The 20,664-nt window shown below is 72.4% G+C and carries 13 protein-coding genes and 2 pseudogenes; 7 read left to right on the plus strand and 8 right to left on the minus strand.

All coding sequences use genetic code 11. From position 1 onward, the window contains the following. Nucleotides 1-89: 89 nt before the first annotated feature. From NBZ83_RS16620 to NBZ83_RS16630, 3 genes are all read left to right on the plus strand, one after another. Nucleotides 90-869 carry a response regulator gene (locus NBZ83_RS16620; protein WP_261575344.1) on the plus strand — a complete coding sequence of 260 codons (780 nt, stop codon included), beginning with the start codon at nucleotides 90-92 and terminating at the stop codon, nucleotides 867-869. Between the two features lie 34 nt (nucleotides 870-903). Then, complete coding sequence (locus NBZ83_RS16625; RefSeq protein ID WP_261568026.1) at nucleotides 904-1,476, plus strand: hypothetical protein; 573 nt, start codon at nucleotides 904-906, stop codon at nucleotides 1,474-1,476. 463 nt (nucleotides 1,477-1,939) lie between these two features. Continuing rightward, the gene (locus NBZ83_RS16630) at nucleotides 1,940-4,270 is read left to right on the plus strand and encodes an Hsp70 family protein (RefSeq protein ID WP_261568024.1); all 2,331 of its coding nucleotides are present in this window, start codon (nucleotides 1,940-1,942) and stop codon (nucleotides 4,268-4,270) included. Nucleotides 4,271-4,348: 78 nt separating this feature from the next. Here NBZ83_RS16630 and NBZ83_RS16635 read toward each other — a convergent pair whose 3' ends face one another. The 4 genes from NBZ83_RS16635 to NBZ83_RS16650 form a co-directional block, all read right to left on the minus strand. Next, the gene (locus NBZ83_RS16635; protein WP_261575338.1) at nucleotides 4,349-5,095 is read right to left on the minus strand and encodes a dienelactone hydrolase family protein; all 747 of its coding nucleotides are present in this window, start codon (nucleotides 5,093-5,095) and stop codon (nucleotides 4,349-4,351) included. Nucleotides 5,096-5,230: 135 nt separating this feature from the next. Beyond that, nucleotides 5,231-5,707, minus strand: coding sequence for a nuclear transport factor 2 family protein (locus tag NBZ83_RS16640; protein ID WP_261568021.1), 477 nt, complete (start codon nucleotides 5,705-5,707; stop codon nucleotides 5,231-5,233). A 550-nt stretch (nucleotides 5,708-6,257) separates the two neighbouring features. Further along, nucleotides 6,258-6,626, minus strand: a complete 369-nt coding sequence (locus tag NBZ83_RS16645; protein ID WP_261575339.1) for a hypothetical protein — start codon at nucleotides 6,624-6,626, stop codon at nucleotides 6,258-6,260. A 508-nt stretch (nucleotides 6,627-7,134) separates the two neighbouring features. Next, nucleotides 7,135-8,520, minus strand: coding sequence for an SRA domain-containing endonuclease (locus tag NBZ83_RS16650; protein WP_498041058.1), 1,386 nt, complete (start codon nucleotides 8,518-8,520; stop codon nucleotides 7,135-7,137). A gap of 143 nt (nucleotides 8,521-8,663) precedes the next feature. Here NBZ83_RS16650 and NBZ83_RS16655 point away from each other — a divergent pair. The 3 genes and pseudogenes from NBZ83_RS16655 to NBZ83_RS16665 form a co-directional block, all read left to right on the plus strand. Next, nucleotides 8,664-9,350 (plus strand): annotated as a pseudogene (locus tag NBZ83_RS16655) (response regulator transcription factor); the annotation flags it as partial. A gap of 277 nt (nucleotides 9,351-9,627) precedes the next feature. Continuing rightward, complete coding sequence (locus NBZ83_RS16660) at nucleotides 9,628-11,550, plus strand: sensor histidine kinase (protein WP_438803316.1); 1,923 nt, start codon at nucleotides 9,628-9,630, stop codon at nucleotides 11,548-11,550. A gap of 82 nt (nucleotides 11,551-11,632) precedes the next feature. Beyond that, entirely contained in the window at nucleotides 11,633-14,080 is a 2,448-nt protein-coding gene (locus NBZ83_RS16665; RefSeq protein WP_261575341.1) for a glycosyltransferase family 39 protein, read from the plus strand. Between the two features lie 71 nt (nucleotides 14,081-14,151). Here NBZ83_RS16665 and NBZ83_RS16670 read toward each other — a convergent pair whose 3' ends face one another. Both NBZ83_RS16670 and NBZ83_RS16675 read right to left on the minus strand, forming a co-directional pair. Further along, complete coding sequence (locus NBZ83_RS16670; protein WP_261568000.1) at nucleotides 14,152-14,478, minus strand: DUF5615 family PIN-like protein; 327 nt, start codon at nucleotides 14,476-14,478, stop codon at nucleotides 14,152-14,154. After that, a complete protein-coding gene (locus tag NBZ83_RS16675) occupies nucleotides 14,475-14,636 on the minus strand; it encodes a DUF433 domain-containing protein (RefSeq protein WP_261567999.1) in 162 nt (53 codons plus the stop codon). The genes NBZ83_RS16670 and NBZ83_RS16675 overlap by 4 nt, the downstream gene beginning before the upstream one ends. A gap of 143 nt (nucleotides 14,637-14,779) precedes the next feature. Between NBZ83_RS16675 and NBZ83_RS16680 the strand changes: the two genes are divergently transcribed. After that, nucleotides 14,780-16,147 (plus strand): bifunctional glycosyltransferase family 2/GtrA family protein, encoded by a 1,368-nt coding sequence (locus NBZ83_RS16680; protein WP_261575342.1) that lies wholly within the window; start codon nucleotides 14,780-14,782, stop codon nucleotides 16,145-16,147. A gap of 132 nt (nucleotides 16,148-16,279) precedes the next feature. Here the strand turns inward: NBZ83_RS16680 and NBZ83_RS16685 are convergent, their stop codons facing one another. Next, nucleotides 16,280-19,792, minus strand: a complete 3,513-nt coding sequence (locus NBZ83_RS16685) for a pyruvate carboxylase (protein ID WP_261567995.1) — start codon at nucleotides 19,790-19,792, stop codon at nucleotides 16,280-16,282. Nucleotides 19,793-20,058: 266 nt separating this feature from the next. Further along, nucleotides 20,059-20,664: pseudogene (locus NBZ83_RS16690) on the minus strand (glutamine synthetase); the annotation flags it as partial.

Consider the following 20,664-nt stretch of genomic DNA (forward strand, 5'->3'; position numbering starts at 1 on the left):
GTCCCGCCCATCCCGTCCGATGGCGGGACGCCGTCTCCCGCGTCCGAGCAGGCGGGCCCGCGGTGAGCCCCGAGCGCCTAGCGGTCTCGGTGGCGATCATCGAGGATCATCCGATCTCCACCGAGTCGCTGGCCGCCCGCTTCGTCGGCGCCGGGTTCTCGGTCCTCGCGCCGGCCCCGAGCCTCGAGGCGTTCGACCGCAGCGCCGCGCCCGGCGTCGTCGTCTGCGACCTGCACCTGCCCGGGATCTCCGGCGCCGCGGCCGTGGCCGACCTGCACACCCGCGGCCTGTCGGTCCTGACGACGTCAGGGGTGGCGACCCCCGACGAGGTACTCGACGCGATCGCCGCGCAGGCCCGCGGGTTCGTCGACAAGACGGCGCCGGCGCAGCAGTTCGTGGCCGCGGTGACCGCCGTGGCCACCGGCAGCTACCACGTCTCCGCCCGGCTCGCCGGTTTCCTGCTGGAGGACGCGCAGCGGCGCCCGCTTTCCCGCGACGAGATCGACGCCGACGAACGCAACCTGCTGCGTGGCCTCGCCCAGGGGGATCATCTCGACGAGCTGTGCGCCGAGTGGGGTCTGTCCGCACCCGACGCGCACGGCCGGCTCGCCCGGATCTTCGACGCCGCCCGCCGCCGCCGCCGGCTGCACCGGCCCTCGCCGCGGGAGGCCGAGGTGATGGTCCTCGTCGGATGCCGGGGCCTGTCCCACAAGGAGGCGGCCCGGGCGATGAACGTCAAGGCCAGCGTCGTCGCCGACTACCTGCGCACGGTGCGGGCCAAGTACATCGCCAGCCATCCCGACGCCCCGCCGACGATCCCTCCGAGCACCGCCGCCGCGATCTGGGCCCGCGAACTCGGCTTCGACTAAGCGCCGCTCCGCCCTGTCGCATCCCCCGGTTTTCGTGGGATTGCCCGACGTCTCCCGCGCCCACACCCTCGTCAGGATGGGCGGCGGCGCGCAGGAGGGGGACCGGAGGCGGGCGGACCGACTGCGGGCGGCATTCCTCGCCTCCTTCCTCGACGCAGCGGCGCTGCCACCCGGGATGTGCCGGATCAGGCCGCCCGACGCCGCGGCCGCACCCTCCGGCGGCCGGACGGTGCATCAGGGCCGGGCCATCTGGCTGGGTACGCCCGACGCGGAGCTTTACCGACTCGACGACACGCGCTGGCTGCTGCCGAGCCCGCGCCGGGCCGGCGAACTCGCCCGGGAGCTGCCCGAACTACCGGCCACCCCGCCGCTCGCAGGTGCGGGAGACGACCCGCCGGGTGCCGGGCATGTGAGTGTTCTCCAGGTCGGGCCCGTGGTGGCACGACTACAGGCCGTCCCCGGCGAGGGTTCGGCGCTGCCGGACGGCCTCGCCGCCGACCTCGGCCGGCTGGTCGCGCAGCAGATCTCGGTGCTGGCCGGCGCGGCCCTCGACCTGCGCCGGCCTGCCTGGCACCCCGCCCGGTGGATTTCCCGACCGGGCCGGTGACAGCGGCGGGAAACCAGCGGGAAACCAGACTTCGACGGCTTGCGCCGGCGCTTTTCCCCCGATGAATCGGGGATGGCGGGCGCCGTCGACATCCCGCACGATGAGTCCAGGGATCACGCCGGTGCGACGGGTCGGGCCAGTTCGTCGGGGGGACGAGACGGCCAGTTGCCGAATCGGGGGCGCGCCGGCGCGGTTCCGCGGACTGCCGGTCGTTTCGGGGGAGACCGGCAGTCCGCCACTACGTCCGGGCATCGCTCGGCGCCGCGCCGCCAGCACCCCGCAGCAGCCCCGCGCACCACTGCCAAGGCACCGCGCGCACGATAGTCCACCGCGCAACGCAACCACGGGCGGCAACCAGATACGGACGGTCAGTCCCGTTTTCCTGCTGTTTGGCGAGGGTGTCGACGGTGCCCCGGTCGGCGCCGCTACGATCTGCCCACCGGAATCGTGGACAGGGGGTGCCGTGGGCGAGCCGATCCTCGCGATCGACTACGGTACCTGCAGTGCCCGGGCGGCTCTTGCCGTCGAAGGCCGCATCGAACCGGTCCGGGAACCCGCCAGCGGCTCGGTGAGCTGGCCGGCCTCGGTGTTCGCCGACGGGGGCAACCTGATCGTCGGCACCCTCGCCGAACGCCGCAAGCGCATCTGGCCCGCCGCCTACCGCGGCGAGATCAAACGTGACCTGGCCCGCGACGGCGCCGTGCCCCTCGATGGCCGCGGCTACCCGGCCCACGTGCTGGTCACCACCGTGCTCGGCGCCCTGAAGGCGGAGGCGGAACAGCAGCTCGACGGGCAGTCGCTGACCCGGGCCGTCGTCACCGTGCCGGCGAGCTACGACCCGGCCGGCCCACTGCGCCGGGTCATGATCGCGGCGGCGGAGGCCGCCGGCTTCGTCGACGTCGACCTGCTCGCCGAGCCGGTCGCCGCGGCCTGGTCACCGCTGGTCAGCGCCGAGCCCGAGCCCGGTTCGCTGATGCTCGTCTACGACCTGGGCGGCGGGACGTTCGAGGGCGCGTTGGTCTCGGTCGGCGAGAACGGCCGGCACGAGATGATCGCGCACGCGGCGCTGCACGACTGCGGTGGGCGTGACCTCGACCAGATCCTGTTCGACGAGATCCTCGGCCTCTACGGTCCGGGGCTGGAACCGCTGCTCAACCCGCCGGGCAACGGCGACATGTACCAGACCACGGCCAGCCGCACCCGCCACGAGCTGCTCGACTTCGCCCGCGCGGTCAAGCATCAACTCAGCGACATCGCGGTCGTCGAGGACGTGTTCAGCCCGGCGGGCCTGCTGGTCAGCATGCGACGCGACCGGCTCACCCAGCTCGCCTCGCCGACCCTGGCCCGCACGATGGCCTGCTGCCAGCACCTGCTGGAGACCGCCGGGTACGGGCCGGACAAGCTCGGCGGGGTACTCCTCGTCGGCGGCAGCTCGCGCATCCCGGTGGTCACCGACGTGCTGGAGGGACGGCTCGGGGTCGGCACCGACTGGCCCGGCCAGCAGCTGTTCTCCCCGGTCGACCCGGAGCTCGCGGTGGTGCTCGGCGCGGCGGCCTGGGCGTCGTCGGTGTCGACCCGGCGGACCACCGCCGCGCGGCCGAATCCCGTGTTGCAGCCGGCCCGCTGGGACATCCCCGGCGGGCGGGCGACGATGGTTCGCTGGCTGGTCGAACCGGGGGAACGCTTCGACTCGGGCGCCGTGCTGGCCCGCGTCCGGCTCACCGACGGCACCCTGTTCGACCTGGCCGTCGAGGCGCCGGGCAGCCTCATCCACACCCACGCCGAGCCCGGCACGCCGGTCCGTGACGCCGACTGGATCGCGACCATCCTGCCGTCCGGGCCCGCGCCGCTGGGTTCGCCGGGCGCCGCGGACCTGCGCGGCTTCGAACGCAGCAGCCGCCCGTCGCTGCACGTGGAGGTCACCGCGCGGGCGACGCTCACGGGCCACGAGCGCGACGTCACCTCCGCCGCCTTCTCCCCCGACGGCGGGCTGCTCGCCACCACCAGCAAGGACGGCACCCGGCTGTGGGACGTCGCCACCGGCCGCGTGGCGACGACGCTCAGCGGGCGCAAGAGCCTGGTCGTGCACGGCTGCGCGTTCTCCCCCGACGGCAAACTGCTGGCCACCACCGGTAGCGACAAGACCGCCCGGATCTGGGACGTCGCCACCGGCCGCCAGACGGTGACGCTGACCGGTCACCGCGGCCCGGTCTACGGCTGCGCCTTCTCCCCCGACGGGGCCCTGCTCGCGACCACCGGCACCGACCGCACCGTGCGGCTGTGGGGCTCGTCGACCGGCAAGAACATCGCCACCTTCAACGGCCACCGCGGCACCGTCTACGGCTGCGCCTTCTCCCCCGACGGCCGGCTGCTGGTCACCGCGGGCGCCGAGTCGACGCTGCTGTGGGACGTCTCCGTCGGGGAGGCCATCATGAGCCTGCCCGGGCACACGAACTTCACCGGCGGCTGCGCCTTCTCCCCCGACGGCAGCCTGCTGGCGACCGCCGGCAACGAGGGGACCCGGCTGACCGACGCCGGCAGCGGCAGCACCGTCGCGACCCTGCCCGGCTCGGCCCAGAGCTGCGCCTTCTCCCCCGACGGCCGGCTGCTGGCGACGGCGAGCACCGACGACACCGCCCTGCTGTGGGACGTCTCGACCGGCGCGGCCATCGCGACCCTCACCGGGCACAGCAGCACCGTGATGAGCTGCGCCTTCGCCCCCTTCGGCCTGCTGCTCGCCACGACCAGCACGGACATGACCGCCCGCCTCTGGGACATCATCTACACGCCCTGAGGCGTGCTGCGTCTGGCCCGGCCCGCGCGACCAGGTGGGGGCGTGGGCCGGGCTCGGCACCTCGAGGGGCGTCCGGTGTCAGCCGGTGGGCAGCTCCCGGGCGAACAGCGCCGTGACCTGCTCCCAGTGCCGCTGCTCGGCCGCGGCGTCGTGGCTGGGGTTGTCCGCGACGGCGAAGCCGTGGGCGGCGGTGTACTGCTCCAGCTCGTAGCGGGCACCGGCCTTGTCCAGCGCCGTGGTGAGCAGCTCCTGCTGCTCCGGCGTGCAGGACCGGTCGTCGGCCGCGACGCCGAAGTAGAGCGCGGCCTGGATGGCCTCGGCCCGCAGGTGCGGGCTGTTCGGCTCCTCGGTGGCGATGCCACCGCCGTGGATCGACGCGGCGGCCGCGACCCGGTCCGGGATCGCACCGGCCAGGGTGAAGGCCATCAGCCCGCCCCGGCAGTAGCCGACCACGCCGACCTTGTCGGCCCGCACGTCGGAACGCCCGTCCAGCACGTCGAGCAGCGCCGCGGTGTCACGAACGACCGACGCCGGGTCCGCCTTGCCCATCACGGCCATCAGCTCGGCGCGTAGATCAGGATCGGACCACACCTTGCCCACGTCGAACGAGATCTTGCCGGACCGGTAGAAGAAGTTCACCAGCGCTACCGCGTATCCGCGCGAGGCGAACTGGGCGGCCATGTCGTGCATGACCGGGCGGACGCCACCGGCGTCCGGGTAGAAGACGACGACCGGCGGCGTCGCGCCCCCGCCGTCATCGGGGGTGTGCAGGTACACGTCCATCACACCGTCGGCCGTGCGTACATCAAGTTCGGTGACGGGCACTCGGTTCGCCTCCCGCTGGTCCTGGGCCCGGCCTGATGCTGGGCCGCAGCCATGCCGGCAAGCAGCATCCTCCATCGCGCCCCGAGGAGGCGCGGACGGCCCCCGCGGAGGCGGAGGCGGAGATGCCCGGGAGGCTCAGGCGGGACTAGCGGAGTCCGCGCCTTCGGCGTCTGCCGCGTCCGCGGGCGGGCACTCGAGGCCGAAGTCGTCGAGCACGGCGCTCGGCGCAACGCCGCAGCCCACCTCGTAGGTACCGAGCTGGACTAGCTTCCAGCCGCCGTCGGTGCGGTGCAACACGCCCTCCGCCCGGTCGAGGTCCGCGACCGTCGGGTGCAGCTCGGTGTACGCCCAGCTCGGGTCGCTGCTCGCGAGGGCGGTGCCGGCGACCTTGTACTCGTTCGCCGGGACCTGAGCGGTGTACGGGCTGGTGCGTACCGCCTCGGCGATCGCGTCAGCCTCGCGGGTGGAAGGAACGACGGTCTCGGCGTCGCGGACCGGCGACACGATCACCCCCGTGCTCGCGTTGGCAACGGCGGAGGAACCGGTACAGGCGAAGGCAGTACCCACTGTGACGACCCCCGCGGTGACCAGAGTGGCTGTGGGCAGTACCACCCGACGCGCCACGCTAGGGCGCACGCCGTGGCGGGCGGACTGAGGACGACGGTGTCGAGCCATGCGGAGCACCTACCCAGTTTGCGCGGGTGAACCCCCCCTTGGGGCGCGATTCCCTGGTCGTCCTGCCGACAGACCACAGCGTGCTCCCGGGGGGTCCCCGCCGTCACCTGGGTGGCAGCCGTGTGACGTCGGGATCGTCACCGCGGGCTGAGGCCGACGCCGTCGCGGAACGCGCCGAAAGAGGTAGCGCGGCCGGGCCCCGCGTCCGGTCTCCGCCGCCACCGCTGGGCCCGCCGCCACCGGACTCGCCACCACCGAACCCGTCAGCGCCAGGCCTGTCCACATCGGTCGGGACAGCGTCGTCGATCCCCGGTCGGCCCCGAAACCGATGCCGCCGTCGTCTCCGATCCGGCCCGGCCCGGCGTCGGCGAACAGGAGGCGCCGTCCCGCCGAGTCGGCTGGTTCGTCAGGCGGCGTCGCCGGTCAGGTCCGCTTGGCCTAGGACGATCGGAGGATGCGCGCGTACCTTGCCCACAGCCGCGGAAGATTACTGGCTGCCCCGGGCACGGAAGACCACAACGCTGGCGGCCAGCATCCAGCCAGGGGCCAGCAGCCCGGCCGAGTGCGGCAGGCCGACGCCGAGCGTCGCGCCGATCGACACCGTCGCGAGCACCGCACTCACGACGCCGAACCAGGTCGGCAGAACCCGATGCGCGAAGACCAGCACGGGCACGAACCCCGGACCGCCCAGGACGTCGTACTCCGCCCCCAGATCGCCGACGAGCTCATCCTGGGCCTCGATGAGACGCTCGACGTCGCCCCCGCGGACGGCGACCGGAGGCGATTCGCGGTCGTCGGGACGGGCATCGGCCCGGTCCTCGGTAGCGAACGGCTCGGCGCCAGCCTGCTGCTTCATCCTCGGGCGCTGACCACCGGCGCCCTGACCAGCCCTCTGGCACAACGCCCTGCTGCGCGCACGACCCCGGCGTCGCGCCGCAGACTGTGACGGACACGTGGGGTGCCGATCTGGAGCTCGCCATGCGCACACCGCCGAGCCGGAACGGCCGCTGATCGTCCACGGCCAGCACACAGACGGCGGGCACCCCAGGCACCCGCCGGGTCTTCCCACCGCACGCGGACGGAACCAGGGTGCGACCAGGTCACCCCCGGGGTATGGACGCCGTCCCCCGCGACCACCGTCACTGGTAGGACGACTGTCACCGGCCGGGGCGCTGCCGCCGGCGTGCAGAAACATCAAGACGGCATTGCTTCAGCCCTGCGCCATGTGGCCGAGCACCTCGCGTCCCGCGGCGTGAGTCGGTCCAACGCGCTGTCTCGCCGCCGGCTGCCGGCGACGACGAGCCCCTCGACGACCGCCGGGGCGATCATGGACTCCTTCACCGCCAATCTATCTCAAGATCCAGCTAATTTAAATTCTTTGATCCCCGCACTCGCGGCGACTCTTGACTGCTCGCCCATACCGGGTGGGAATCTGTTTTCCACACGACATTGACGTCCACGCTGGCGCACAAGTTCAGGAGATCCGGGCGCGGTTCGGAGGGAACCAGGAGGATCAGACGTGGGGCCGGCTCAATGAAACGTCGATAGTCGAGGAGTTGCCCAATTCCCATACGTATAGCCTCACGCGTGACAGCCCCCTTCGCCTCTACCAACTCACCCGATGTTTCATCGTAGAGATCCGTAAAAAGAGGACCCAGCTCATTGAGCGGAAGAATCTGCTTCCGACAAACATCATGGCCAAGAGACCGCAAATATGCGGCGTAATCACGAACGAGATTGGCTTCCCGCCGGACAGCAGTGATGGGCTTCTCCGGACCGATCATAGCGTACTGGTCGACGCTGGATTCCTCTATCGGCACGGAGACAACGCGGCTGGTAGTGGCAGTGCTCGCCGGGATCGTGGCATCAACGAGATGCACCGATCCCTGCGGGCGGAGTCGAAACATAATGACCGACCGCATCGGACCGCCTCGCGTTCCTGGCGCCCGGCTCGTGTACCACGGAAAGTCAGCATCGAGCTCGAATTCGCCGACATACTGAACACCGCTTCCCATAACATGGAAGAGACGAAGTGCGCGATCCTTCGTCCGATGATTTAGCACAGCCAGATTGTTTCCCGCCATTTTCTGATCACCACCCTGCCCCTCTCCGGTGTAGTGGAAGCATCCGTCGTCACCCCAGCCATCAAAATAGCCGTGAATTCTACCCTTGATCGGGTTCGTAAAGAGCAGGATGTTAGGATTCTCCGCACACGGGCTAATGCCAGATTGATGATTTCCGCCGTATCTTTTGTGGATGGCGCGGCGAATCTGCACAACACCTGGTTCGATCTCCCAGAAGCTGATCTCTGGGTTCGATGATTTCGTCGACTTGTCAACGAAAGATCGCAGCACCGACAGGAATCGCTCACGGTTGCGTCCGACACGCAGGAGATCGAACGCAGGCTCAGAAAGACCGATAGCAGGATCCTCCTGGTCCAGCCACCGGCGCTGCTGGGAGCTGTCAGCAGGCGGCACTGGAGTCCCCGCACGGATCTCCCACAACGGCGAGTCACGTAGCGCGACCACCGGGAAGTCCCGTGCCCTTGATCCGTCGGCGTTCCCACTCCCTCCCGCGTCCAGGACCGCCGCCAGCTCCGCGCGAACCTCGGACCACCGGCTCAGCCGCACACCATCCGTGATGCGCTCCACCGCCCACAGCAGCATCAACGACTCGGATGACCGTGATCCGCTCTGATCCGACGCGCCCAGGACCAGATGTAATCTGCTTAAAGCTTCATCGAAATGCACTAGGCAACGATATGGTCACCGCGCTCAGGCCCATCGTGGTGACCCGAGGATCAGTGGGCACTCCCAGCCCACTTCGGGCGCTCACAGGAAGTTCACAGCCGAGTCTCAGGTGGCGGCCAGGGATCTGGGAGAAGCTGTCCCCTATGCAACCGGTGCGGGTACTCGTGGTGGACGACGAGACGACGCTGGCGGAGCTGCTGTCGATGGCGCTGCGCTACGAGGGGTGGGAGGTGCGTAGCGCCGGGGACGGGCGCGGCGCGCTGCGGCTGGCACGCGAGTTCCGCCCCGACGCGGTGGTACTCGACATCATGCTGCCCGACATGGACGGGCTGGAGGTGCTGCGGCGGCTGCGGGCGGAGAGCCCGGACGTCCCGGTGCTGTTCCTGACCGCGCGCGACGCCGTCGAGGATCGGGTGGCGGGGCTCACCGCCGGCGGTGACGACTACGTGACGAAGCCGTTCAGCCTGGAGGAGCTCGTCGCCCGGCTGCGTGGGCTGATGCGCCGCGCGGCGCGGACCACCGAGGCGCTGCAGGGCGCGCGGCTCGTCGTCGGCGACCTGACCATGGACGAGGAGAGCCGCGAGGTGGCGCGCGGCGGCGCCCCGGTGCACCTGACCGCCACCGAGTTCGAGCTGCTGCGTTTCTTCATGCGCAACCCGCGCCGGGTGCTCAGCAAGGCGCAGATCCTCGACCGGGTGTGGAACTACGACTTCGGCGGGCAGGCGAACGTCGTCGAGCTGTACGTCTCCTACCTGCGCAAGAAGATCGATGCCGGCCGCGCACCGATGATTCACACGATGCGCGGCGCCGGCTATGTGCTGCGGCCGGCCGATGCCGACCATCCGGCGGCTCGGGCGGGCGGCCCCTCCGCCATGTTCCCATCCGCGGCGGCCCGCGCCGGTGCGTTCAGCACCGGCGGCCGGTCAGCCACGGTTGCCGACGACTCCGGTGCGGCCGCTGCCGGCCTGGGCGCAGCTGGCGCGATGCAGACCCATGCGGACCTCGGCCGGGCGGCGCGGTTCGCGCCGGAGTCCGCCGGGACCGGCCGGCCTGACCCGGCCGGACCGGGCGGGGGCCATCGGCACGCCCGCCGGAGCTGACGCACCGATGGCCTCCGAGCAGCCCGCTGACCCGACCGCCCAGGTCGGGCCGCACGCACGCGGCGGTCGAGGTGGTCGCCGGCGCGCCCGCCACGACCGGCACGGCTGGTCGGTCGCCCCGTCCCGCTGGTCGTTGCGGACGCGGCTGCTCGCCCTGCTCATGGTGCTGCTCGCGACCGTGTCGCTGGCGATCGTGTTCGTCACCGCGGTGGCGTTGCGCGGCGTCCTGCTCGACCAGCTCGACCGCCGGCTGTACGAGGCGAGCAAGCGGTGGGACCGCCCCCCGTCGTCACGGCTCTTCGACACGCCCCTGCCGCAGCAGCTCCCCGGCGACGGATCGGGCTCCGGATCGGGCACGGTCCCCGCGCCAGGCTACGGCTACGGCACGGGTTCCGGCACCGGCACCGGCACCGGCACCGGCACGACAACCTCCTGGCAGCCTGCCGCCACGACGATCACAGCCGGCGCCGCCACGACCAGCAGCGGGACCACCACGGCCCAGGCGAGCACCGCGCGCGTGATCTCCGCCGTGAACCCAACCACGGCGGCGGCCGGCGCGACGACATCCGCAGTGCAGACGCTGTATGGCGTGAGCGGCGGCACCCTGCTCCGCCATTTCTTTACCGGGCCGGTCGAGCCCGGCACGCTGGCCGCGGTCATCGACGACTCCGGCATCTACGGCGCCTACATCGGTTCGGCCGACTCCCCGCAGGTACTCTCCGCCGACCAGGCCACCACCGTCGCGGCCATCCCACGCGACAACGAAACGCGCACCCGCGGTCTCGCGGACGTCGGAGACTACCGGCTGCTCAGCCGCACCCAGCCGGACGGCACCACCGTCATCACGGGCCTGCCGATGAAGCAGGTGAACGCGACCCTGACGAAGATGGCCGCCATCGCCGGCGCGGTCGCCCTGGCGGGGGTGGCCGCTGCGGCGATCGCCGGCACGGTCATCGTCCGGGTGACGCTGCGCCCGCTGCGCCGGGTCGCGGCGACCGCCTCCCGGGTCGCGGAGATGCCGCTCGACCGGGGTGAGGTGGCGCTGTCGGTACGCGTGCCGGAGGTCGACACCGATCCGCGGACCGAGGTCGGCCAGGTGGGTTCGGCGCTCAACCGGATGCTCGGCCACATCGGGGCGGCGCTGGCCGCCCGCCACGCCAGCGAGACGCGGATGCGGCAGTTCCTCGCCGACGTCAGCCACGAGCTGCGCACCCCGCTCGCCGCGATCAGCGGCTACGCGGAACTCACCCGGCGCACCCGCGAACCCGTCCCGCCCGATGTCACCTATGCGATGAGCCGGGTCGAGTCGGAGAGCGCACGGATGACGGCGCTGGTCTCGGACCTGCTGTTGCTCGCCCGGATCGATTCCGGGCGGCCGTTGGAACACGAACCGGTCGACATCTCCCGGATGGTCGTCGACACCGTCAGCGACGCGCACGTCGCCGCCCCCGATCACCGTTTCGCGCTCGACCTGCCCGAGGAGCCGGTCACCGTCACCGGCGATTCGGCCCGGTTGCACCAGGTCCTCGCGAATCTGCTGGCCAACGCCCGCGCCCACACACCGCCGGGAACCCGGGTGACGGCCAGCCTGTCCGTCACCGACACCGAGGTCACCGTCGCCATCGTGGACGACGGCCCCGGCATCCCTCCCGAACTGCTGCCCGAGGTCTTCGAACGGTTCGCCCGCGGGGACAGCTCGCGGTCCCGGGCCGCGGGAAGCACCGGCCTCGGCCTCGCCATCGTCGCGGCCGTCGTCGAGGCCCACCACGGCCAGGTGGAGGCGACCAGCCAACCCGGCCGCACCGCCTTCATCGTCACGTTGCCCCGCTGGTCCCCGGCGGTGTCGGCACCGGGCGAGCCGGCCGCCCCGCCGGCCCTGCCAGCCGCCCCCGCCGAATCGGCCCTCGCCGGGTCGGCCCGCCGCACCTGAGCACTCCCATCCGCCGAGCTTCACAGGTTGCACACAGGCGGAGCACAAGGACTCGAAAGGTCGATGGCTCAGGGTAATTCCCATGTCGCCCACTCTCACCGACCCGGTCCCGCACGCCGGGGATCGGCGCACTCAGGGACACCGTCGCCGGCTGCCGTGGAGCAGGACGGACCCCGCCCAGCCGGCGGATCACGCCCAGCCGGCGGATCACGACGCGCCCACGGTGCTCGGGACCGCCGCCGAGGGCACCGCACCGCCCGTCGCCGCGGAGCCGGACCCGCGTTGGGTCCGGCCGGCGCTGATCGTCCTGCTGGTCGGCACCGGTGTGCTGTACCTGTGGGACCTGAGCGCCTCGGGCTGGGCCAACGCCTTCTACTCGGCCGCGGTCCAGGCGGGCTCGGTGAGCTGGAAGGCGTTCTTCTACGGCTCCTCGGACGCCGGCAACTCGATCACCGTCGACAAGCCGCCGGCATCCCTGTGGGTGATGGCGCTCTCGGCGCGCATCTTCGGCCTGAACTCGTGGAGCCTGCTCGTCCCGCAGGCGCTGATGGGTGTCGGCTCCGTCGCGCTGCTCTACGCGACGGTGCGCCGCCAGCTGTCCGCCGGGGCGGGGCTGCTCGCCGGCGCGGTGCTCGCGCTCACCCCGGTGGCGGCGCTGATGTTCCGGTTCAACAACCCGGACGCGCTGCTGGTGCTCCTGCTCGTCGGCGGCGCGTACGCGACGCTGCGCGCGGTGGAGCAGGCCAGCACCCGCTGGATGGTGCTGGCCGGCGTGCTGGTCAGCTTCGCGTTCCTGACGAAGCTGCTGCAGGCTCTGGTCGTCGTGCCGATCTTCGCGCTGGTGTACCTGGCCTGCGCACCGACGTCGTTCTGGCGCCGGGTCCGCCAGACGCTCGCCGGCGGCCTCGGGCTGCTGGTCCCCGCCGGGCTGTTCATCGCGATCGTGGAACTGGTCCCCGACTCGTCGCGGCCCTACATCGGCGGCTCGCAGCACAACAGCCTGCTGGAACTCACCCTCGGCTACAACGGGCTCGGCCGGCTCACCGGTAACGAGACCGGCAGCGTCGGCGGCGGTGGCGGCCGCCGGGGCGGCGGCTTCGGCGGCGTGCTTCAGAACGGCGCTGCCGGTGCGCTGCCCGGCGGCACCGGCACCGGCGGCGCGGCCGGGCTGGCGAACGGCGCCGCCGGCGGGATGCCGTTTCCGGGCGGCGGCGGTGGCCCGGGCGGCGGCGGCATGTGGGGGTCGACCGGCTGGACCCGGATGTTCGGCTCGGAGGTCGGCGGCCAGATCTCCTGGCTGCTGCCAGCCGCGCTGATCCTGCTGGTCGCCGGGCTGTGGATCACTCGGCGGGCGCCGCGGACCGACCGGCTGCGGGCCGCGTTCGCCCTCTGGGGCGGCTGGCTGCTCGTCACCGGGATCATCTTCAGTCAGATGAAGGGCATCTTCCACGCCTACTACACGGTGGCCCTGGCCCCGGCGGTCGGTGCCCTGGTGGGCATGGGAGCGGTGCTGCTGTGGCGGCACCGGAGCCACCCCGCCGCCGCGGTGGCCGGGGCGGCGACGATCGCCGCGACAACCGCGTGGTCGTGGACGTTGCTGCACCGCACCGCCGACTGGCACCCGTGGATCCGCTACACCGTGCTGGTCGCGGGCATCATCGCGACGATCGGTTTCCTCGCCACCGTCCGGCTGCCCCGCCGGGCCTCGATCGGGGTCGCCGCGGTGGCGCTCGTCGCCGGCCTGCTCGGGCCGGGTGCCTACGCGGTGGCCACCGCCGGGTCTCCGCACACCGGCTCGATCCCCTCGGCCGGTCCCGCCGGCGCCGGCTTCGGCGGCCCGGGCGGCTTCATGCGCCGCATGAACGGCCAGCCGGGCGGCGCGGGCCGCAACCAGGCCGGCGGCCAGGCGGGCACGTTCTTCCCAGGCGGCCAAGGTGGCGCGTTCCCGGGCGGGGGCCAGGGCGGCACTTTCCCGGGCGGCGGCCAGGGCGGCGGCTTCCCCGGCGGCACCGGTAACGGCACCGCGGGCGGCCAGGGCACCATTCCGGGTCAGGGCGGCACCGGCACCGGCCAGCAGGGCAACGGGTTCGCCGCCGACCGCGGCATGCGGGGCGGCATGGGCGGCCTGCTCGACGCCGCGAAGCCCAGCGATGCCATCGTGAAACTGTTCAAGGACAACGCCGACTCCTACACCTGGGTCGCGGCCGCCGTGGGCTCGAACAGCGCCGCCGGTTACCAGCTCGCGACCCGTGAACCCGTCATGCCGATCGGCGGCTTCAACGGCAGCGACCCGTCGCCGACGCTGGCGCAGTTCAAGAAGTACGTCAGCGACGGGAAGATTCACTACTTCATCGGCGGCGGCGGTTTCGGCCAGGCCAACGGTGGCAGCAACTCCTCGCAGGCGATCTCCACCTGGGTGACGGAGAACTTCACCGAGAAGACCGTCGGCGGGGTCACCCTCTACGACCTGACCGCCCCCAGGGCGAGCACCGGCACCTCCGCCACCAACACCACCGCTCGCACCACCTGATCCGTCGCCATCACCAGACCGGCCGTGTGCTCCGGGCCCTCCCCAGGCCCGGAGCGCACGGCCGTCGCCGGTCAGGCTTTCGCCGCGTCGCGGCAGATACCCGACAAGGCGCTCACCTTCGGAGCACGAAGAAGATCTGCCTGCTGGTCCGGGCTCAGCTCGTTGAGATGGCGAAGCAGGACGAACGACGGCTTCGCGTCACCGCTACGCGCGAGGATCATACTGAAATCGCTGTCGCTGGAGACAACTGTCCGATCATTATCGGATGCCCAGCCGGCAATCTCAGTGTCAGTTGCCGTACCCAGACCGACATCGATGACGTGGCTGACCGGGTAACCAACTTCGCGAAGCCTCACCGCGACGCGAGGAGACAGATTCGCGTCGATGAGGAACTTCACACCGAATTGGCCAGTGGTAGCTCTCGTTCACTGACCGCCGCCGCCGCGTAGGCCAGCGCGGCCAGAACATCGGCGTGCTCAAGGTATGGATAGTCCACAAGGACCTCGCCGATGGATCTACCGGCCGCCAGCTGCCCGATGACCGCACCTACCCTCACTCGCAGGCCACGCGGTGTCCGGGTGCGGGCGCCACTCTGGTGGGGGGATGCCGGGCCCTGCTCAGGGCTCGGGCTGGAGTCTCACAGGCGGCACACAGCATGGGCACACGGGTGGCACAGCTCGCCGACCGAGGGTGAGGAGCATGACGACGTGGATGCCTTCCTCGGCGACCGGAACCGGTGCCCCCGCGCAGCGCGTTCCCGCGGAGCAGACGCACGCCAGCACGGCAGTGGAGGACGACGGCGGACCGCTGCCGGTGCTCGACGTCGTCATCCCGGTCTACAACGAGGAGAACGATCTCGCCCCCTGCGTGCGCAGGCTGCACGCCCACCTGCGGGACTCGTTCCCCTACCCGTTCCAGCTCACGATCGCCGACAACGCCAGCACCGACGGCACCCTCGGGATCGCGCTGGCGCTGGCGGAGGAGCTGCCCGGGGTGCGCACGGTGCACCTCGACGCGAAGGGACGCGGCCGGGCGCTGCACACCGCCTGGGCGATGTCGCCCGCGCCGGTGCTCGCCTACATGGACGTCGATCTGTCCACCGACCTCGCCGCGCTCCTGCCGCTGGTCGCGCCGCTGATCAGCGGGCATTCGGACCTCGCGATCGGTACCCGGCTCGCCCGTACCTCCCGGGTGGTGCGCGGTCCGCGCCGGGAGGTGATCTCCCGCTGCTACAACCTGATCCTGCGCGGCACGCTCGCCGCCCGGTTCTCCGACGCGCAGTGCGGGTTCAAGGCGATCCGGGCCGACGCCGCGGCGGCGCTGCTGCCGTTGGTGGAGGACACCGGCTGGTTCTTCGACACCGAGCTGCTCGTTCTCGCCGAGCGGACCGGGATGCGCATCCACGAGGTGCCCGTCGACTGGATCGACGACCCGGACAGCCGGGTCGATGTGCTCAATACGGCGATCGCGGACCTCAAGGGGGTCGTCCGGCTGCTGCGGGCCCTGGGTACCGGGGCGCTGCCGCTGGTCGAGCTGCGCCGGGAGTTCGGCCGAGGGCCGCTGACCACGGCGGCCGGAGCCGGGGCCACCACGGGCGGCGCGGACGGCAGCGGCGGCGCGGCGACGGGAGGGGTGCAGGTGCCGGGAGTGCCACGGGGGCTGCCGGGCCAGCTGATTCGCTTCGCGGTCATCGGGGTGGCCAGCACGCTGGCCTACCTCGTGCTGTTCGTCCTGCTGCGGACGGCCACCGGTGCCCAGGCGGCGAACCTGCTGGCGCTGCTCATCACTGCGGTGGCGAACACGGCGGCGAACCGGCGGCTCACCTTCGGCCTCACCGGTGCGGCCCAGGCCGGCCGCCACCACCTGCAGGGCCTCGTGGTGTTCGCCATCGGGCTGGGGCTGACCAGCGGCTCGCTCGCGGCGCTGCACACGGGCAGCGGCCATCCAGGCCGCGGCCTGGAGGTCACGGTCCTCGTGCTGGCGAACCTGCTGTCCACCGTCATCCGGTTCCTGCTGCTGCGGGCCTGGGTGTTCCGTGCCCGCCCGGCTGCGCCCGGGGCCCCCTGACGCCCGGGCGCAACCCTGCGCCCTTCGGGCCCTCGACCTCCGAAGCTCCGAAGCTTCGACCTGCGAACCCCCGGCCTTCGTGGGACCCGCCGCCAGGATCACGTGGCGGGCCCCACGCGTCGTGCGTACCGGTCAGGGGCGGATGACGAGCAGCAGGTCGCCGACCTCGACGGAGTCGCCGCTGGCACGGACGAGTTCGCCGACGATGCCGGCGAGGGGGCTGGTCACCGCCGCCTCCATCTTCATCGCCTCGACCACCGCGAGCTTCTGGCCCTGGGTGACGGCGTCCCCGGCGGCGACGGTGAAGGTGACGATGCCGGGCAACCCGGCGCCGACCTGGTTCGCGTCGCTCGGGTCGGCCCGTCGGGCCGCGGCCGTCGTCGCCGTGATGGAGGTGTCCCGGACCCGGACCGGGCGGGGCTGGCCGTTGACCCGAAGGTAGAGGGTCCGCATGGCGGCGTCGTCCGGCTCGGACAGCGTCTCCAGCTCGATGATGATCTCCACCCCGGGTTCCAGCGTGACGGCCACCGGCGCGCCGGGCCGCAGCCCGTACAGGTAGGGCTCCGTCGGGACCAGCGAGGAGTCGCCGTAGCTGTCGGCGGCGGCCAGATAGTCCTTCCACGGGCCGGGGAACAGCAGCCGGGACAGCGCCGAGCGGCGCCGGGCGCCGGGAACAGCGAGTTCGGCGGCGTCGGCGGGGTCGAGGTCGATGGCGGGCGGAGCCGGATGGCGCCCGGCCAGCGCCCGCTCCCGGAACGGCTCGGCGAACCCGGCCGGCGGGGTACCGAGCTCCCCGGCGAGATAGCCCAGCACGCTCGCCGGCAGGTCGAAGCGCTCCGGATGCTCCCGCAGCGTGGAGACGTCCACCCCGCCGCCGACGAGGAACAGCGCCAGATCGCCGACGACCTTGCTGGTCGGCGTCACCTTGATCGGCTTGCCGAGCAGCTCGTTGGCGACGGCGTACGCCTCCTGCACGGCCGGCCAGCGCTCCCCCAGCCCCAGGGCGATCGCCTGCTGGCGCAGGTTGGTGAGCTGCCCGCCGGGGATCTCATGCCGGTACACCGCCCCGGTCGGCGCTCGCAGGCCCGCCTCGAACGGCGCGTACAGGTCGCGCACCGCCTCCCAGTACGCCTCCATCGACGACAGCGCCGACAGCGCGATCCCCGTCGCCCGCGGGGTGTGGTCGGTCGCCGCGACCAGGGCCGACATGTTCACCTGGCTGGTGCCACCGGACATCGGCGCCGCGGCGGCGTCGACGGCGTCCACCCCGGCCGCGGACGCGGCGAGCAGGGTGGCGAGCTGGCCGCCGGCGGTGTCGTGGGTGTGCAGGTGGACGGGCAGGTCGAAGCGCGACCGCAGGGCGGTGACCAGCGTCGCCGCCGCGGCGGGACGCAGCAGCCCGGCCATGTCCTTGATCGCCAGCACGTGCACGCCGGCGGCGACGAGCTGCTCGGCCAGGCGCAGGTAGTAGTCGAGGGTGTAGATCTGCTCGCCGGGGTCGGACAGGTCGCCGGTGTAGCACAGGGTGCCCTCGGCGATCGCCGTGCCGGTCTCCAGGACCGCCTCGATCGCCGGGCGCATCTGTTCCATGTCGTTGAGCGCATCGAAGATCCGGAAAAGGTCGACACCGGTCGCGGCGGCCTCGGCGACGAACGCCCGCACCACGTCGTCCGGATACGGCGTGTAGCCGACCGCGTTGCGCCCACGCAGCAGCATCTGCAGGCACAGGTTCGGCGCGGTGGATCGCAGCGCCGCGAGCCGCTCCCACGGGTCCTCGGCCAGGAAGCGCAGCGCCACGTCGTACGTCGCCCCGCCCCACGCCTCCAGGCTGAGCAGGTTCGGCGTCAGGGCGGCGAACGACGGCGCCGCCGCCAGGATGTCGAAGCTGCGCAGCCGGGTCGCCAGCAGCGACTGATGGGCATCGCGCAGCGTGGTGTCGGTGACGGCCAGCGCCTCCTGGGCGCGCAGCCGCGCCGCCCAGCCGGCCGGACCGAGCTCGGTGAGCAGCTGCCGCGAACCGGCGGGCACCGTGAACCCGCCGAGGCTCGCGCCGGACAGCCCCTGACCGACTCCACCACCACCACCGACGCCGGCACCGGAACCGAGGCCTGCGCCGAGGCAGGCGGGCGAGCCGGCGCCGATCGGCACTCCCTGCCCGGCGGGCAGCAGGGGCAGCTCCGGCAGCCGGATACGCGGGTCGACCAGCGCGGTCGCCGGGCGGCGGAACCCGTTGACGGTGCTCTCGGCGAGGCGGGCCAGCGTCCGACTGGTCTGGTCGGTGCCCCGGCCGGGCAGCAGCAGCTCGGGGCGCTCGTCGATGAACGACGTCGTCACCCCGCCGGCGAGGAAGTCGGGGTCGGTCAGCACCCTGCCCAGGAAGTCGATGTTGGTCCGGACACCGCGGACCCGGAACTCGTTGAGCGCCCGGCGCGCCCGCCTGGCCGCCTTCTCCAGCGTGCTGCCCCGCGCGGTCAGCTTCACCAACAGCGAGTCGAAGTAGGGACTGATCTCCGCGCCGGCGTAGGTCGCGCCGTCGAGGCGGACGCCGGGGCCGCCCGGGGACTGGTAGAAGCTGATCGTCCCGGTGTCGGGCCGGAAGCCGTCCGCCGGGTCCTCCGTGGTGACCCGGCACTGGATCGCGGTGCCGCGCAGCGCGATCTGCTCCTGGCCGAGGTTGAGGTCGGCGAGGCTCTCCCCGTCGGCGATGCGCAGCTGGGCCGCGACGATGTCGACGCCGGTGACCTCCTCGGTGACCGTGTGCTCGACCTGGATACGCGGGTTCATCTCCATGAACGTGTACCGGCCGTCGGCACCGAGGAGGAACTCGACGGTGCCGGCGTTGACGTAGCCGACGTGGCGGGCGAAGCGGACCGCGTCCGCGCAGATGCTCGCCCGGACCGCGGCGTCCAGCATCGGCGCCGGGGCGATCTCGACGACCTTCTGATGGCGGCGCTGCACCGAGCAGTCCCGCTCGAACAGATGGATGATGTTGCCGTAGGAGTCAGCGAAGACCTGTACCTCGATGTGGCGGGGCCGGTCCACGGCCTGCTCCAGGAAGACGGTCCCGTCGCCGAACGCCGCCGCGGCCTCCCGGGAGGCGCTGCCCACCGCGTCGGCGAGGTCCGCGGCGCGCTCCACCCGGCGCAGTCCTCGCCCGCCGCCGCCCGCGGACGCCTTCACGAACAGCGGGAACCCGACCTCCTCGGCCGCCTGCGCCGCGCCCGCCCCGTCCGGCAGCGGCGCGGATGCGCGCAGCACCGGCAGGCCGGCCGCCATCGCCGCGTTGCGCGCCGCGACCTTGTCCCCCGTCAGCCGCAGCACCGACGGGGGCGGGCCGACGAAGGTCACCCCCGCCGCCGCGCACGCCTCCGCCAGCACCGCCGACTCCGACAGGAAGCCGTAGCCGGGGTGCAGCGCGTCCGCCTCCGCCTGCTTGGCCACGGTGAGCAGCGCGTCGATGTCGAGGTAGCCCCGCACCGGATGGCCCGGCCCGCCGAGCTCGTACGCTTCGGACGCCTTCGTCCGGTGCAGTGCGGAGACGTCCTCCGGGGTGTACACCGCGACGGTGCGCAGCCCCAGCTCCTGAGCGGCTCGGAAGACGCGGACGGCTATCTCACTGCGGTTTGCGACCAGAACCTTACGCACGCGCGCCTCCTCGAACGGGGTGCGCATCATTGTGGGGGCGTAATGCTCCCACGCGCCAAAGCAACGTGTCGGGGGTCACGATCGACTGTTCGGGCTAACGTCACCACAAGGACAGCGCTATGGAGGACCAAGCCGTGGCAACGGCCGCGCCGGGCGGTCGCCACCACAGGGCCGAAGAACTTCATGCGATCGGCCCGCACGCCGCCCGGCCAGGATCTCACGCCCCGAGTCAGGTCCGGGCCGGGGCACGGGTGGTCGCCGGACGATCAGTAGCGCCAGCGGGTGGCGGCGACGACGACGGCCGGGTCGGCACCGACGAACCGGCCGATCTCCGCCCGTCGGACGGAGACGACGGTGTCGTGCAGCTCCGGGCCGCAGGCGCGGCGCAGCACGTCGTCGGCCGTGAAGGCGGCGACGGCCGCGCCGAGGTCGGTCGGCAGCCGGGCGATGCCGCGTCGGGCCCGCTCGGCGGGGTCGAGCGAGGCCGGGTCGACGTCGATCGGTGGGGGCAGCCGGGCCTCGTCGTCCAGGCCGGCGTGTCCGGCGGCGAGTAGCCCGGCCGCCACGAGGTAGGGGTTGGCGGCCAGGTCGAAGCACTTGATCTCCAGATTCGCCGCCCGGCCCGCGGCCGCCGGCGGCCCGGGGATCATCCGCAGCGCCGCCTCCCGGTTCTCCAACCCCCAGCAGGCGTAGGCACTGGCCCACTGGGACGGCACCAGCCGCAGGTAGGAGGCCACGCTCGGCGCGCCGAGCGCCATCAGTGCCGGCAGCCGGGCGAGGATCCCGGCGGCGAACGCCTCGCCGGTTGCGGTCAGGCCGCCCGGGCCGTGCCCGCCGCCCAGCAGATTGGCCCGGCCCCCGCCGTTCCACCC

The sequence above is a fragment of the Frankia gtarii genome (assembly GCF_025403375.1).
Taxonomy (GTDB): Bacteria; Actinomycetota; Actinomycetes; order Frankiales; family Frankiaceae; genus Frankia; species Frankia gtarii.